This window comes from Rhodococcus sp. ENV425 (genome assembly GCF_002887785.1).
GTDB classification, from domain to species: Bacteria; Actinomycetota; Actinomycetes; order Mycobacteriales; family Mycobacteriaceae; genus Rhodococcus; species Rhodococcus aetherivorans.
On the sequence record NZ_PCZU01000026.1, the window covers coordinates 1 to 14,901 of the forward strand.

Here is a 14,901-nt window from a genome sequence, read left to right on the forward strand (position 1 = left end):
TGCAGCCGGAAGTCGTCGTCGAGCCTGCGTGCCTGACTGTCGATCCAGCCGTGGCACAGCAGTTCCTCGACCACCTCGGCGTAGGTCACCGACGGATGCGCCGATCCCTTCTTGGCGAGCTTGACCCAGATGCCGGGCGAGTCCGTGTGGTGCTCACGCAGCCAGGCGGCGAAGGACTCCCGGTCCGGGAAGTACTCGACGGGCAGCTCGTCGGCCATGATCATCTCCCCAGCCGGCGCAGGCCCGCCCGCGTCCCCAGGCCCAGGAAGCCCTGGGACAGGTAGGCGAGAGAGCCGAGCGCGAGCACCCACTTGACGGTGCTGACCGTCGTCGCCACCCGGACGGTGGTGTCGGTGATGCGGTCACGGTGGTCGAGCAGATACAGGCCCGCGGCGTTCTCGACGTAGTCCGCCGCCGCGGCCACCGCCGGAGCGACGGCGAGGACCCGGCGGGTGTGCGCGGGCACGGGCCGGTGCTCGGCGAGCGATCGCGCACCGGCCTGCAGTGCGATGGCAAAGATCAAGGGATGCACCAGATCCCAGTAATAGTGCCGGCGATACCGCGGGGCGGTGTCCGCGTCGAGTCCGTCGAGAACGTTGCGGTATGTCGCCGCGGAGAAGGCGGCCTGGATCCGTCCCACCGCCGGCGCGGCGGGGCCGAGCACGCGGGCGATGTTCGCCTGCGACACCACGAATACCGCGGCGGCGGCCAACAGTCGACGGTCGGACGCGGTCCATGTCATGCGGCGATCCTAGCGGCTGCGCCGCAGCGCGAGCGCCCTGTCGGGCCGACAACTCGTGGGTGCCCCGTTCCCGCCCTCCCCGATCCGGATCAGCACGTGGTGATGAACTGTGCCGGCGTGCACCGTGCCCTCGTGCGTCGTGCAGGGCTGCCCTGTGTGCGGGAGTCGAACCCGCGGCGCTGCCCTCCGCGCGCCTGAGGATACAAAAAGGTCGATTCACCGCGACCCACGGCGTGTGCTCGCTTCCGATTCGGGTACCCGCTGCCCACGATCACTCGTCGATCAGATCAACCTCCCAGTTCACGCGCTGGATCTCCATGTCCACCTGCCGGATCCGGCGGGCCAGGTCGTCGGTGGTGCGCCGCAGGTCCCGGACCGACAGCGCCGAGACGTATGCCAGTTCGGACCGGAGTTGTCGCCCGTATCGGTCCCTGCTGCCCGAGGCCGCGTCCGCGGCCGCGGTCAGCGCACGGTGCCGGGCCTGCAAGGCGTCCCGTTCGGCCAGCGCGTCGGTGAGCGTGCGGTCGCCGACGCGGGTGGCGGTGTTCGTCTTGTTGATCCGAGCGATCAGCAGCGCATGCCGATCGATGGCGTCGGTGAGTTGGTCGAGGAGCTCGCCGGCATTCTCGGCGGGCTCCTCACCCTCCTGGTACCGGGCGTTGGCCACGATCCGGGTGCCGAGCTGCTCGATCCGCCGTTTCAGCTCGCCTCGCTCGGCGAGTGCCTCTGCCAACCGCATGGCGTCGAATCGTAGACGACCGGTCGTGTTCATGTGAACCCGGTTTCCGGCACCGTCGAGACCACCCAGCCGGGCGGAAATACCGTGTCCCACGTTCCGGTCCGCGAACGGCCCTGCCACGTCGGCGTGCCCGGGGGTGAGCTGCGGTACAGGCCGCGCGCGGCGGCAAGAGTGCGGTCGTACTGAGTCGGCCAACCGATGTCGGCGGCGAGCTGCTCGAGGACGGTGCGATCTCGGCTCAACGCCCGCTCGGTGTGCGCCAACGCGGGCAGCGAATCCCGCTTGTCGGTGTTGCAACCTCCGCAGGCGAGTACGAGATTGGCCAGCCCGTCGAGAGGCACCCGGGACCACGGTAGCACGTGGTCAACCGGATTTCCATCGGAAAGGCTTGTCGCACAATAGAAACACTGCGTTCCGAAGGCCTCGCGCAGCGCCACGCGCGGCTTCGCGAGCGAGACGCGGTCGCGGCCGAACAGGTGCCCCGCGATGTCGGGAACGTCCTCGTCGAGAAAGGCGTTGTAGCGGCGCACGTCCTGAACCCACAGGATCTCCAGTGTCGGGGTGAGCAGACCGGACAGGCGGGCCAGCGCCGCCGCGACCCCCGGAAACAGGCGGATTACGCCACCGTGCCGGGCAATCGCCGCTCGGGTGATTCCGGAGTGCAACCAGGAGTCGTCGTAGAGGAACGGTTCGCCACGTCCACCCGGTAGCCGCTGCAGCCGGTACAGCGGTTGCTGCGCCAGTGTGAGCGCGACCTCCGCGACAGCCTCGCGGTACAAGTCGGGCATCCGCAGCCTCGCGATGGACAGGCCGACCACCCCGCCGGCGTTCGCCGCACCGCGCAGCACCTCCACCGCCGTCAGGATCCGAGCCTTCGGCTGCGAGGACTGGCGCAACCGGTGCCCGTCGAACGGACGGACCTGGGGCCAGTACAGGTCGATCACCCGCTCGGCCAGGGCGTCGATCGGCACGTCGAGTGCCGCGGCCGGGTCCGCCGGCAGATGTTCGACGCAGAAGCCGACAAGTGCCGAAAGGGTCGCAAGCTTGTAAGTGGCGGTCCGGGCACCGGTCTCGAGGACGGCGACGACGCGCTGACCGAGCGCGAGGGCGTCCGTGGGTGGTCCGGTACCGTCCACCCCGCCACGGTAGCGCAGCGGGAGGAATCATGATGGGCAAGCTGGTCCGCGACCGGATTCCCGACATCATCGAGGCCGACGGCCGGGTGGCGCGCACCCGTGTACTCGATCGGGACGAGTACCGCAGCGCCCTGCTCGACAAGCTGGTCGAGGAAGCACACGAGCTGCGGGAAGCGCACAACGGCGACGAGCGGCTCGGCGAACTCGCCGACGTGCACGAGGTGTTCACGTCCCTGCTCGCCGCGTTCGGGATCGCCGCCGAGGAGGTGGCTGCCGCGGCCACCGCCAAGCGCGCCGAGCGCGGCGGCTTCGATCGCCGCATCTGGCTGGAATAGCGTCGGTACACCGGCAACAGGTTCCGGACGGCGACAACCGTCTCGACGGTTGTCGCTGTCCGGAAGCTCTGTCGTGGCGGAACGAGTGCTCAGGTGAGGAAGGGCAGCACGGCGGCCTCGAACTCGCGGTGCCGATCGCGGTGGATGCTGTGGCCGCAGGTGAAGTCGTGGACCGCGACGTCGCCGAGGACGTCCACAGCGGCCTCGAGCCGGGTCGGATCGACCATGCTGCCCGGCCCGCCCCGCAGGATCATCGTCGGTGCGGTGATCCGCGGAAGATGTTCCCACCACCGCGGATTCGGCGCGCGGAACTGGGTGAGCGCCGAGCTGGTCATGGAGCGGTCGAAGGCGAACGTCGCGCGCGGATTGCGCAGCAGGCTCGTCGAGGCGTGCCACAGCTCGGCCGGCGACGGCAGGCGCCCGCCGAGCACCTGCGGCGGATCGCCCGGGCGCAGCGGCAGCGGCGCCTCCTCGAGCACCAGGCGCCGCACCAGGCCCGGGCGCTGCTGCGCGACGAGGGATCCGGTGTGCCCGCCGAGGGAATGCCCGACGAGGTCGACCGTCTCGAGGCCCAGGTGTTCGCAGAGCCCGAGCACGTCGGCGCCGAACTCGTCGAAGCGGTAGGACGCGGCGCGGGCGCTGCGCCCGTGGCCGCGCAGGTCCCCCGCGACGACCCGCCGACCGGCCGCGAGCAGGGACCGGGCGAACCGGTCCCACGTGCGTCCGTCGCCGCCCATCCCGTGCACCAGCATCACCGGCACCGGGTGGTGGCCCGTCCTGGGAGCCGAATCCCGGTAGGCGATCGCCACACCGTTCGGCGCGGCCGTCAGCACACTGGTCTCCACGTCAACCGAGGGTACTCACTCGTAGACGCCCTCCACATGCCAGCGGTCGTCGACGTGGATCACCAGCAGGGCCCGGGACTCCTCGAGCCGCACCTGCAGCCGCGCCGCCGCCCGCGCCGCGGCCGGGTCCCACCAGTACTCGTCCACCGGCCACGGCCCGGCCCAGGCGTGCACCCGCCAGCTGCGGCTGCCCCAGCTCAGCCGGGTGGGATCGCCGCTGAGCAGACCGCGCTCGGTCACCGTCACCGGGGTGCCCGACGCGTCCTCGAGCGCGATCGGGGGCAGGGTGGTGAGCACCACCGCCGGGGCGGGCGGGGGCAGCCGACCCGGCCACGGCGCCGACGGATCCGTCGCCGGCACCCGCTCCTCCCCCAGCGGCACGAGGGTCACCCGTTCCAGCGGGCCACGTCCGCCGCTGAGCACCCCCACCAGCACGGCTTCGCCACCGAGCAGTCCCTGCACCCGCACCAGGGCGCGCCGGGCCCGTTCGTCCTCGTCGCCGGCCCCGCCCCACAGGCCCAGCTGCAGCGCCCCCGCCGCCACCACCTCCACCGGTTCGAGCCGCAGCAGCACGATCCCGGCGGTGGGGCGGGTCGCGCTGTGCCCGGTGAGCCAGCCGTCGAGCTGCCAGCGCACCCGGTCGGCGGTGCCGTCCGGGGTCAGCGGTTCGGCGCAGCGCCACGTCCGGGCCAGCTCCTCACCGTTGCCGGTGCGGGCGGCCACCAGCAGCCGGGTGCAGGCCACCCCCGCCGCGGCCAGCCGGGTGTGCAGCAGCGCGGCGAGCGCCCGGCCGGCGAAAGCGGCCGAGTCGACCCGTTCGAGCGGCGGATCGCAGGGGCGCTCCACCACCAGATCGGGCGGCAGGGCACGACCGGACGGCGGGCGCTGCGGCCGTGCCCGTGCGCTGCGGTGCGCGGCGACGGCGTCCGCACCGAAGCGGGAGGCGACGTCGGTCGGCGACAGCGCGGCGAACGCCCCGATCGTGCGCAGACCGAGCCGTTTCAGCAGGTCCACCAGGTCGACGCGGTCCGGCGCGGTCAGGGACGGCTCCACGCAGATCTCCGAAATATTCAGGGGTGCAAGGAATTCCTCGTCCTCTCCGGGCGGGACGAGGCGGGCGTGGCGGGCGGCGAGCACCGCGGTGAACAGCTCGTCGGCGATGCCGACCTGGCATTCGACGCCGGTGGCGGCCACCTCGTCGACCAACCGCTCGGCCGCCGCCTCCTCGGAACCGAACCAGCGCACGACGCCGCGTGCAGCGAGCACCACCAGACCGGGGCGCAGCACCTCCACGCCGGGCGCCGCCGCGTCGATCGCCGCCACCACCGGCTCGAACAACCGCGCATCGCGGCCCGGATCATCCTGGGCGACATACAAATCCGGACACCGAGCCTGAGCCTCCCGTCGCCGCAGGCCCCGTCGCACGCCGGCGGCCCGGGCCGGTGCGGAACAGGCCGCCACGCGGTTGGCCGAGATCACCGCCACCGGCGCCGTGGGCGGCAGGTCGGCAGCCGCGGCGGCGGCGATCGCCGGCCAGTCCGGACACCACAGGGCCACCACCCGGGCCGGGCAGCCGGATTCGCTCACCGCGCCACCTCGGCCGGGCGGGGCACACTCCCCACCCGCGCCGGTTCTCCGGGGCGCCACTCCACTCCGGTTCGACCGGCACACAAGTCTATTCGCGCCACACGGGGCTGGAAGGCACGGCCCTGCGCGCGCACGGAAAGCCCGGTGCCGCACAGCCTGCCCCGAGCCGAGGCCGACAGTCCCCGGTAGCCGTGCACCGCGGCCTCGAGCCGCACGTGCGCTCCGTCCCACCGGCCGTCGGTGACCATCAGGGCCGCGCCCTTGCTGCGGGCCCGCGCAACCACCGCCCGGGTCCGCGCCGGCGGCACCACGGCGCCCCCGAGGCCGAGGACGACGAGGTCCATGCCGTCGAGCAGGACGGCGGCCACCTCCACCGGATCCGGTCCGGGCTCGGGGATCAGCGCGATCCGGCTCAGTTCGGCCCCCATCTCGGCGGCGGCGAGCAGGCCGAGGCGGCGATGCCCGACGACGGCGGCGTGCCCACCGGCGGCGGTGGCCGAGGCCAGCACACCGATCAGCAAAGACATTGCCCCGGAGAAACTTACGACGGATCCGCGGACCAGGCCACCGTCCGGGAGCAGCCGTGCGAGCGGCTCGGGTACCGGAAGCAGCCGGTCGACCGGCACCGGGGACGTCGCGGGCTCGGCGGGGCGGGGACGAGCACTCTCCCCCCTCACAGGAATCGCGGCGATCTGCCGCCGCAACGCCTCGAGCCGTTCCTGCCGGGGGAGCCCCGCCGGATCCTGCGACCCGCCCTCGACCGGAAACTCGGCCACCTCACCCACACGAACTCCCCTCGCCCTGCGCCGGCCGCGTATAGCACGGCCCACCGACAAACCGCGGGGAAGACGCGATTGTTCGAACACGTATTCGAACAGGTTCAGTAGACCCGACGGCGGGGCGCCCGTCAAGCGATGGCCCACCGCGGCATCCACTACCCTCGTCAAGGTGGCGGAACAGGAGCGAGCGGCAAGCGTCGTCGGCCCGGATCAGCTGGTGGCCGGACGTTATCGACTCGTCTCCAAGCTCGGCGGCGGTGGTATGGGCGCGGTCTGGCTCGCGCACGACACCCTGCTCGACCGGGACGTGGCCGTCAAGCAGGTCACCTCGACCGTGGGCCTGCCCACGGAGGCCGCCGAGGAGATCCGCCGCCGTACGCTGCGCGAGGGCCGGATCGCCGCCCGCCTCACCCACGAGCACGCCATCTCCATGTACGACGTCGCCCTCCACTCCGGCGAGCCGTGGCTCGTCATGGAGCATCTGCCCTCCCGCAGCCTCGCCCAGGTGATGAACATCGCCGACACCCTGCCGCCGCTCGAGGTGGCGCAGATCGGCACACACATCGCCGACGCGCTCGCCGCCGCCCACGCCGCCGGGATCGTGCACCGCGACATCAAGCCGGGCAACATCCTCGTCGCCGAGCGCGGCCGCGAGCTGGGCACCGTGAAGATCAGCGACTTCGGCATCGCCCGCGCCAAGGGCGACCACGACCGTTCCGGTGTGATCACCGGTACCCCCGCCTTCTTCGCACCCGAGGTCGCCCGCGGCAGCGATCCCACCGAGGCCAGCGACGTCTTCTCCCTCGGCGCGACCCTCTACACCGCAATCGAGGGCCAGCCACCGTTCGGCATCGACCCCGACTCGATCGCCCTGCTGCACCGCGTCGCCCGCGCCGAGATCATCCCGCCGACCCGGACGGGCCCGCTGACCGACGTCCTCCTCGCGATGCTGGAACCGGACCCCGCCCGCCGCCCGACGATGGAGCAGGCCCGGGACCGTCTCGCCGCGGTCGCCTTCGGGCCCGACGCCGATCCGGCACTGCTCCGCGGCCGGCCGATCCTGTCCGCCGACGGCACCGTCCCCGTGTGGGCGCGGCGCGCCACGACCCTCGTCGGTTCCCGGCGCACCGCGGGCACCGGGGGCACCCTCACCGGGTTGCCCGCAGCTCCCCACAGCGCGCCCCGCTCGATGTCACCGCGGGGCGTGCCCCGCTCTGCGGAGCTGCTGCACCGGCTGCGGCCCACCGGTCCCCCGCCGCGCACCACGCAGGAGAAGATCGTGGCGTTCGCACCGATGGCGATGGCGATCATGGTGGCCGTGCTCGTTCTCGCGCTGATCGTGGCCCTGATCATCGCGGTCGTCGTGAGCTGAGCTTGACCTTCGGGTCGGCCGAAGCTCGATGATGGGGCCGTGACCACCTTCCCAGACCTGATCACGATCGGCACCATGGCCCGGCTCAGCGGGCTCACCCCGGGAGCGCTGCGGTTCTACGGCGACTGCCGGCTGCTCGTGCCCGCCGTGGTCGATCCCGTCACCGGCTACCGGTACTACACGGTCGACCAGCGCGAGCGAGCGGTGACGATCCGTCAGCTCCGCGAACTCGACGTCCCGCTCGACGACGTCGGCCGGATCCTCGACGGCGATGCCGAGTCCGGTGCCGCGCTGCTCGACGAACACGTCGCCGAGCTGCATCGCCGGGCCGAGCGCGCGACCCGGCTGGCCTCCGCCGTCAAGGCCCGCCTCGTGACGCCGCCGACGGTCGTCGTGCCGGGCCGGCTCCTCGCCGACACCGTCGAACGCGTCCTTCCGTCCGTCGCCACGGATTCGGAAATCCCTTGTCTGACAGGCATTCTCGTTGAGGTCGACGCCGGGGCGGTGGTCCTGACGGCGACGAACCGTTACCGGCTGACCACCGGCTCGGTGACGGCCGCGGCCCGCACCGGGAACCCGTTCCGCACCGTCGCCGACGGCTCCGCGCTCCGCGGGACCGCCGCCTGGCTGCGGGAATACGAGAACGTCGGCCTGGCCCTCGACGACGACTCGGGCGCGCTCACCCTCACCGGCGCGGACGGCGAGCGGCACCGCTGCCCGGCCGTCGGGGGCACCTTCCCCGACTACGGCAGCATGCTCGCCGCCCTCGACCCACCGGTCACGCGGGTGATCGTGCACCGCGACGCCCTGGCCGGGGCCGTGCGCGACGCCGCGGCCGGCACGATCGACCTGTGCGTGCGGGCGGCGGCACTCACCGTCGGCCGCCGGGGGCACGACCGCGTGCTGCCCGCCGACATCACCGGCGCCGACCTGGATCTCTCCTTCGACCGGGACGGGCTGGGAGCCGCCCTCGACACTGCCGTCGGCCCGGAGGTGCTGCTGGACATCGCCTCCTACGACCGGCCCGTCGTGATCCGTTCCGCTGCCGCCGGCGACCTGACCACCCTGGCCATGCCCGTCCGCCGAGAAGAACACCCGTGACCGCGACCCGACCATGACCGCCGTCGCCGGGGCGATGATCGCGGCGGCGCTCGCGGCCGGATCGACCGAGCGGCTGCCCACGCACGGAACTCCGGTCAGTCGATCCGCCGCCGGTGCGCCCACCGGGTGAGCGCATTGCGGTTGGACTGCTGGGTCTTGCGCAGCACGTTCGACGCGTGCGTCTCGACGGTCTTGACCGAGATCACCAGTTCCTCGGCGATCTCGCGGTAGGTGTAGCCGCGCGCCAGCAGGCGCAGCACCTCGAGCTCCCGGGGGGTGAGCGAATCGAGTTCGGGGTCGAGCGGCGGCTCGGGGACGCTCGAGCGGCCGGTGAACGAGTCCAGGACGAACCCGGCCAGGCGCGGGCTGAACACCGCGTCCCCGCCGGCGACGCGGCGCACCGCGTCGGCCAGCTCGGCCCCCGAGATGGTCTTGGTGACGTAGCCGCGGGCGCCGGCCCGGATCACCGCGATGACGTCCTCGGCGGCGTCGGAAACGCTCAGCGCCAGGCACACCGGGCCCTCGGTGATCCGCCCGAGCACCGCCACCCCGCCCCCGTCGGGCATGTGGACGTCGAGCAGGACCACGTCGGGGCGGGTGGCATCGATTCCCGCGACCGCTTCCGCGACGGTGCCGGCCTCGCCGACGACCTCCATGTCGCTCTCCCGGCCGAGTTCGGCGCGCACCCCCGACCGGAACACGGCATGGTCGTCGACCAGGAACACACGGAAACGGCGGGAGGCGTCGAGTGACGTCAAGTGGGCTGCTCCTCTGGATGGGCGTCGGTGCCCTCCCACTCTAGGGTCGTCGTCCGCTCCGGTCCGGCACCGGCACGGGGCATGTGGATGCGGATCTCCGTGCCCTTGCCCGGGTTCGAGCGCACACCGACCCGGCCGCCGCGACGCTCCACGCGACCCCGGATCGAACGGGCCAGGCCCTGCCGGTCCTCCGGCACCGCGGATTCGTCGAAGCCGACGCCACGGTCCCGGACGAAGACGCTCACCTGTTCGGGTTCGACCTCGACGAACAGGTCCACGCTGTCCACCCGCGCGTGCTTGGCCGCGTTGACCAGTGCCTCCCGGGTGGCGCCCAGCAGGGCGGTGAACGACTCGGCGGTCAGGTCCTCGTCGTCGCCGGGCACCACGTCGCCGACGATCACCGGCGCCACCGAGACCCCGTACTGGTCCTCCACCTCGCCGGCGATGGTGCGCAGCGCCTCGGCCAGGCTGGTGTGCGGGGTCTCGCCGCCGCCGAACAGCCAGCGGCGCAGCTCGCGTTCCTGGCTGCGCGCCAGGCGCAGCACCTCCTGCGAGTTGTCGGCCTGCTTCTGGATCAGGGCGAGCGTCTGCAGCACCGAATCGTGCAGGTGCGACGCGATCTCCTCGCGTTCCTCGTTGCGGACGCGGGCGGCGCGTTCCTCCTCGAGCGCGCGCCACATCCGCACCCACAGCGGCACCGACAGCAGGCCGGCCCCGACCAGCGTCACCAGCACCGCCAGCACCGACGAGCGCAGGGCCGCCACGTCGACCTGGGCGAGGATCACGACACCGAGCCCGAGCACGATGAGCGAGGCGCCGCCGACCACCCGCGCCCAGGTCAGCACCGTCGGGCGGGCGGGCAGGCCCAGCACCGAACGCGGTCCCTCGGCGTCGAACTCGCGCCAGACCAGCGCGGCGCCCACCGCCACCACGACGACAGGCGCGATCACCGAGCCCACACCGCCGTTGAGCAGCCACGAAAGCCCCACGGCCAGGCCCAGTCCGATGACCGCCAGGCCCAGCGCCCGGCGCCGCTCGGTGGGCGACGGCGGTTCGGTGTCCGAGCCCTGCGGCGTGAGCGCCCACAGCAACCCGTAGGCGACGATGCCGAGACCGGCGAGCGCCGCCAGGACCGTGAACGCCACCCGCACCTTGAGCACGTCGACCCCGAGGTGGTCGGCGAGACCACCGGCCACGCCGCCCACGACCCGGCCGCCGACCCGGCGCTCGAGGCGGGGGGTGGGCAGGTGCGGGTAGGGAACCGGCTGCATACCTTCGATACTGGCACGCGCACCCCGCCCCGGGCATCGGGGACGAACCCTGAGCCGGCGGCCGCGCGCAGCGGCAGAATTCAGGGTCGGTCCCTGATGTGCGGCGGGGCGGCGGTCGAGAAGGATGTGCAGCATGAACACGCGAAGCTTCCCCGAGCAGCTCTCGGACATGTGGCGCACCCGTCCGGTCCGGCTGCCACGGCAGGGCCATGTCGCCGGGGTGTGCGCGGGCATCGGCGTGCGGTACGACGTGGATCCGGTGCTGATCCGCGTGGCGTTCGTGGTGTCCACGTTCTTCGGCGGCGCCGGCCTGGTGCTGTATCTGGCGTGCTGGCTGCTGCTGCCGCGCTACGGCGATCAGGTCTCCCCCGCCGAGTCCCTCGTCGGCCGGGGGCACAGCTCCGAATCGAGCACCAAGGCCGTGGTGCTCCTGGTGGTGCTGGCGGTCGCGGCCAGCGCCTTCGGCCCGATGGGCCCCGGGGTCGGCGGTTCCGGGTTCGTGAGCATGGTGCTGATGCTCGGCGGCCTGTGGCTGCTGTACCAGCGCCGGCCCGAACCCCCGGCGCTGCCCGGGGCGCCGCAGCTGTTCCCACAGAACCCCTTCCAGGCCCCGTTCCAGCAGAGCCAGTACCAGCAGGCGCCCTTCGCGCAGCACACCGCCGCCACCGGGCCCGCGCCGGCGGATCCGAACTTCTGGACGAAGCCGGAACCGGACTCGCCCCGGGCCGCCGGCACGGAGTCCCCCGAGGCGAACCCGGAGCCCCCGCAGGATCCGTTGCTGCAGCGCCCGACGCCGCCGTCCTGGGATCCGCTCGGCGTCGCACCGTTCGCCTGGGACCTGCCCGAGCCGGCGCCCGCGCCGTCGGTCGTGCCGGCGAAACAGCCCCGCTCACGGCTCACCACGACGGTGCTGGGCCTGGCGGTGCTCGCCGCGGCGGCCGCCGGCGCGGTGGCCTCCGCGGGTGAGGTCGCCTGGCTCACACCGGCGCGGATCGGCGCGATCGCGCTCGCGGTGATCGGACTCGGCCTGCTGTTCGGGGCGTTCCTGCACCGCGGCTACGGACTGCTGGTGGTGACGGGCCCGCTGCTCGGGTTCGTGGTGCTGGCCTCGCTCGTCGGGCCGATCGACACCTCGTCGTGGGGGGAACAGCTGTACTCGCCCCGCACCGCCGCGGAACTGCAGCCGGCGTACTCGGTGCAGATGGGTGCCCTGCAACTGGACCTGCGCGGGCTCGAACTCACCGAGGACGAGACCGTCACCGTCGAGACCCGCTTCGGTGCCACCGAGATCATGCTGCCGAAGAACCTCGACGTCGACGTCGTCTGCACCGAGCGGGCCTCGAACCCGTGCACGCTGCAGGGCCTCGACGGCGGCGACGACGGCGTCGGCGGACCGGTCCTGACCCTGAACCTCGACACCGCATTCGGCAACTCGGAGGTGCGCCGTGGCTGACTTCGACACCGACCCCACCGACCCCACGACCGGCACCCGCCGGCGGGGCCCGTCGATCCTGATGCTGCTGTCCGCGATCGCGGCGCTGGCGGTCAGCGGGTGGGCGCTGATCGGGCCGTTCTCCCTCGAGCCGCTCGCGAACGTCGAATTCCGCTGGCTGCTCGTCGCGCTCGCCGTCGTCGTCGGCGCGGCCCTGGTGTTCGCGCCGGGCAAGAAGAAGCGCTGACACCCCGGAACGCACTGCGCCCTTCGGATCGGATCCGAAGGGCGCAGCCGCGTCTCACTCCCACTCGATGGTGCCCGGCGGCTTGCTCGTGACGTCGAGGACGACGCGGTTGACGTCGGGGACCTCGTTGGTGATGCGGGTGGAGATCCGCTCGAGGGTCTCGTACGGCAGCCGGGTCCAGTCCGCGGTCATCGCGTCCTCGCTGGAGACCGGGCGCAGCACGATCGGGTGGCCGTAGGTGCGGCCGTCGCCCTGCACGCCCACGCTGCGCACGTCGGCGAGCAGCACCACCGGGCACTGCCAGATCTGTCCGTCGAGGCCGGCCGCCGTGAGTTCCTCGCGGGCGATGGAGTCGGCGCGGCGCAGGATCGCGAGGCGTTCGCCTGTGACCTCACCGATGATGCGGATGCCCAGGCCCGGTCCGGGGAAGGGCTGGCGGCCGACGATCTCCTCGGGCAGGCCGAGTTCGCGGCCCACCGCCCGCACCTCGTCCTTGAACAGCAGGCGCAGCGGCTCGACCAGCGCGAACTGCAGATCCTCGGGGAGACCACCGACGTTGTGGTGGCTCTTGATGTTGGCGGTGCCGGTGCCGCCGCCGGACTCGACGACGTCCGGGTACAGGGTGCCCTGGACCAGGAACTCGACGGTCTCGCCGTGGGCGGCGTTCTCGCCGAGCACCTCCGACACGGCGCCCTCGAAGCTGCGGATGAACTCGCGGCCGATGATCTTGCGCTTGGTCTCCGGATCCGTCACGCCGGCCAATTCCCGCAGGAAGGTCTCGGCGGCGTCCACCGTGACGAGCCGGGCCCCCGTCGCGGCGACGAAGTCCTTCTCGACCTGCTGCCGCTCGCCCTCACGCATCAGGCCGTGGTCGACGAACACGCAGGTCAGGCGGTCGCCGATGGCGCGCTGCACCAGGGCCGCGGCCACCGCGGAATCCACCCCGCCGGACAGGCCGCAGATGGCACGGCCGTCACCGACCTGCTCGCGGATCTGCTCGATCAGGGCCTCGGCGATGTTCGCGGCCGTCCAGGCGGCGGGGATTCCGGCGATGTCGTGCAGGAACCGGCTGAGCACTTGCTGGCCGTGCGGGGAATGCAGCACCTCGGGGTGGTACTGCACGCCGGCGAGACGGCGCGCGCGGTCCTCGAACGCGGCGACGGGGGCGCCGGCGCTGCTGGCGGTCACTTCGAAGCCGGCCGGCGCGGCGGTGACCCCGTCGCCGTGGCTCATCCACACCGGCTGCGTCGCGGGCAGGCCGTCGTGCAGGACACCGCCGGTGACGGACATCTCGGTGCGCCCGTACTCGCGGTTGCCGGTGTGCGCGACGGTGCCGCCGAGCGCCTGGGCCATGGCCTGGAAGCCGTAGCAGATGCCGAACACCGGGACGTCCAGATCGAACAGCTTCGGGTCGAGTTGCGGCGCCCCGTCGGCGTAGACGCTGGAGGGGCCGCCGGAGAGCACCACGGCGAGCGGCTCACGGGCCGCGATCTCCTCCACCGTCGTGGTGTGCGGCACGACCTCGGAGTAGACCTTCGCTTCGCGGACGCGGCGGGCGATCAGCTGCGCGTACTGGGCTCCGAAGTCGACGACGAGGACCGGCCTGGACTGCTGGGTTTGCGACACCCGAACAGTCTAGAGGCCCGGTCCTCGCCCAACGAACGGCGGTTCGGGTCAGGCGACGCCGGAGGTCGAGCCGCTGCGGACCTCGACGATCGGCAGCGACAACGCGCCCGGAGCGCCCGCGGGCACCACCGGCTTCTTCGGGGCGATCGGGTCCAGCCGGCGGTAGCCCTCGCCCTGGGCGGGGCGCAGGTCCTGCTCCCCCTTGTTCGGCCACAGCGCCGCCGCGCGCTCGGCCTGCGCGGCGATCGTCAGCGACGGGTTGACCCCGAGATTCGCCGAGACCGCGGCTCCGTCGACGACGCTCAGCGTCGGATATCCGTACACGCGGTGGTACGGGTCGATGACGCCGTGCTCGGGGTCGGTCCCGATCACGCAGCCGCCGAGGAAGTGCGCGGTGAGCGGGATGTTGAAGATCTCCCCCCAGGTGCCGCCGGGGACGCCGTCGATCTTCTCGGCGATGCGGCGGGTGGCCTCGTTGCCGACGGGAATCCACGTCGGGTTGGGGTGCCCGTGGCCCTGCCGGCTGGTGACCTTACGGCGGCCGAGCAGGCCCTTCTTGGTGTAGGTGACGATCGAGTTGTCCAGGTTCTGCATGACCAGGGCGATGATGGTGCGCTCGCTCCAGTCCTTGACGCTGAGCATCCTCCCCATCCGGACCGGGTTCCGCGCGGCCTGGCCGAGGAACTTCAGCCACCGCGGGACACGGCCGCCGCCGTCGGTCATCAGGGTCTGCAGCAGACCCATCGCGTTGGAGCCCTTGCCGTAGCGGACGGGTTCGATGTGGGTGTCCGCGGTGGGATGGAACGACGAGGTGATCGCCACCCCGCGGGTGAGGTCGAGTTCCGGATCGACGCGCATCTTGCCGGCACCGACGATCGATTCGGAGTTGGTGCGGGTCAGGTGCCCGAGCCGGTCGGACAGCTGCGGCAGG

The 14,901-nt window shown here is 72.6% G+C and carries 16 protein-coding genes; 5 read left to right on the top strand and 11 right to left on the bottom strand.

Going from position 1 to position 14,901, the window contains the following annotated elements:
• From CQZ88_RS01400 to CQZ88_RS01415, 4 genes are all read right to left on the bottom strand, one after another.
• Nucleotides 1-218, bottom strand: a 218-nt coding sequence (locus CQZ88_RS01400; protein ID WP_374703800.1) for a YdeI family protein, incomplete at its 3' end; no start/stop codon positions are given.
• Nucleotides 219-220: 2 nt separating this feature from the next.
• Nucleotides 221-742, bottom strand: coding sequence for a hypothetical protein (locus CQZ88_RS01405; protein WP_006945816.1), 522 nt, complete (start codon nt 740-742; stop codon nt 221-223).
• A gap of 271 nt (nt 743-1,013) precedes the next feature.
• On the bottom strand, nt 1,014-1,481 hold the full coding sequence (locus CQZ88_RS01410; RefSeq protein WP_029544765.1) for a DIP1984 family protein: 468 nt from the start codon (nt 1,479-1,481) through the stop codon (nt 1,014-1,016).
• A gap of 29 nt (nt 1,482-1,510) precedes the next feature.
• The gene (locus CQZ88_RS01415) at nt 1,511-2,617 is read right to left on the bottom strand and encodes an HNH endonuclease (RefSeq protein WP_006945810.1); all 1,107 of its coding nucleotides are present in this window, start codon (nt 2,615-2,617) and stop codon (nt 1,511-1,513) included.
• Nucleotides 2,618-2,649: 32 nt separating this feature from the next.
• Between CQZ88_RS01415 and CQZ88_RS01420 the strand changes: the two genes are divergently transcribed.
• Nucleotides 2,650-2,952, top strand: a complete 303-nt coding sequence (locus CQZ88_RS01420; protein ID WP_006945808.1) for a nucleoside triphosphate pyrophosphohydrolase — start codon at nt 2,650-2,652, stop codon at nt 2,950-2,952.
• 89 nt (nt 2,953-3,041) lie between these two features.
• On the opposite strand, the gene CQZ88_RS01425 is transcribed toward CQZ88_RS01420, so the two are convergent.
• From CQZ88_RS01425 to CQZ88_RS01435, 3 genes are read right to left on the bottom strand one after another with little or no spacing between them, the layout of a single operon-like run.
• A complete protein-coding gene (locus CQZ88_RS01425; protein ID WP_102799140.1) occupies nt 3,042-3,797 on the bottom strand; it encodes an alpha/beta fold hydrolase in 756 nt (251 codons plus the stop codon).
• A gap of 15 nt (nt 3,798-3,812) precedes the next feature.
• Nucleotides 3,813-5,384, bottom strand: a complete 1,572-nt coding sequence (locus CQZ88_RS01430) for a DNA polymerase Y family protein (protein WP_065922359.1) — start codon at nt 5,382-5,384, stop codon at nt 3,813-3,815.
• The gene (locus CQZ88_RS01435; RefSeq protein ID WP_065922358.1) at nt 5,381-6,169 is read right to left on the bottom strand and encodes a hypothetical protein; all 789 of its coding nucleotides are present in this window, start codon (nt 6,167-6,169) and stop codon (nt 5,381-5,383) included. The genes CQZ88_RS01430 and CQZ88_RS01435 overlap by 4 nt, the downstream gene beginning before the upstream one ends.
• 163 nt (nt 6,170-6,332) lie before the next feature.
• Here CQZ88_RS01435 and CQZ88_RS01440 point away from each other — a divergent pair, with 163 nt between their 5' ends.
• Complete coding sequence (locus CQZ88_RS01440) at nt 6,333-7,535, top strand: serine/threonine-protein kinase (protein WP_258008407.1); 1,203 nt, start codon at nt 6,333-6,335, stop codon at nt 7,533-7,535.
• Between the two features lie 39 nt (nt 7,536-7,574).
• On the top strand, nt 7,575-8,636 hold the full coding sequence (locus tag CQZ88_RS01445) for a MerR family transcriptional regulator (protein WP_006934952.1): 1,062 nt from the start codon (nt 7,575-7,577) through the stop codon (nt 8,634-8,636).
• A gap of 95 nt (nt 8,637-8,731) precedes the next feature.
• Here CQZ88_RS01445 and CQZ88_RS01450 read toward each other — a convergent pair whose 3' ends face one another.
• Nucleotides 8,732-9,394: a response regulator transcription factor gene (locus tag CQZ88_RS01450; protein WP_006934956.1), complete on the bottom strand. Its 663-nt coding sequence runs from the start codon at nt 9,392-9,394 to the stop codon at nt 8,732-8,734.
• Nucleotides 9,391-10,665: an ATP-binding protein gene (locus tag CQZ88_RS01455; RefSeq protein ID WP_006934957.1), complete on the bottom strand. Its 1,275-nt coding sequence runs from the start codon at nt 10,663-10,665 to the stop codon at nt 9,391-9,393. Before CQZ88_RS01455 ends, CQZ88_RS01450 begins: the two co-directional genes overlap by 4 nt.
• Before the next feature lie 133 nt (nt 10,666-10,798).
• On the opposite strand from CQZ88_RS01455, the gene CQZ88_RS01460 reads away from it, so the two are divergent.
• Complete coding sequence (locus CQZ88_RS01460; protein ID WP_051446175.1) at nt 10,799-12,118, top strand: PspC domain-containing protein; 1,320 nt, start codon at nt 10,799-10,801, stop codon at nt 12,116-12,118.
• Nucleotides 12,111-12,344 (top strand): hypothetical protein, encoded by a 234-nt coding sequence (locus CQZ88_RS01465; RefSeq protein WP_006934962.1) that lies wholly within the window; start codon nt 12,111-12,113, stop codon nt 12,342-12,344. Before CQZ88_RS01460 ends, CQZ88_RS01465 begins: the two co-directional genes overlap by 8 nt.
• A 54-nt stretch (nt 12,345-12,398) precedes the next feature.
• Here the strand turns inward: CQZ88_RS01465 and guaA are convergent, their stop codons facing one another.
• A complete protein-coding gene (gene guaA / locus CQZ88_RS01470; protein WP_006934964.1) occupies nt 12,399-13,970 on the bottom strand; it encodes a glutamine-hydrolyzing GMP synthase in 1,572 nt (523 codons plus the stop codon).
• Between the two features lie 48 nt (nt 13,971-14,018).
• Nucleotides 14,019-14,901 (bottom strand): GMC oxidoreductase (locus CQZ88_RS30325; RefSeq protein ID WP_258008408.1); only part of this gene is annotated, 883 nt, incomplete at its 5' end.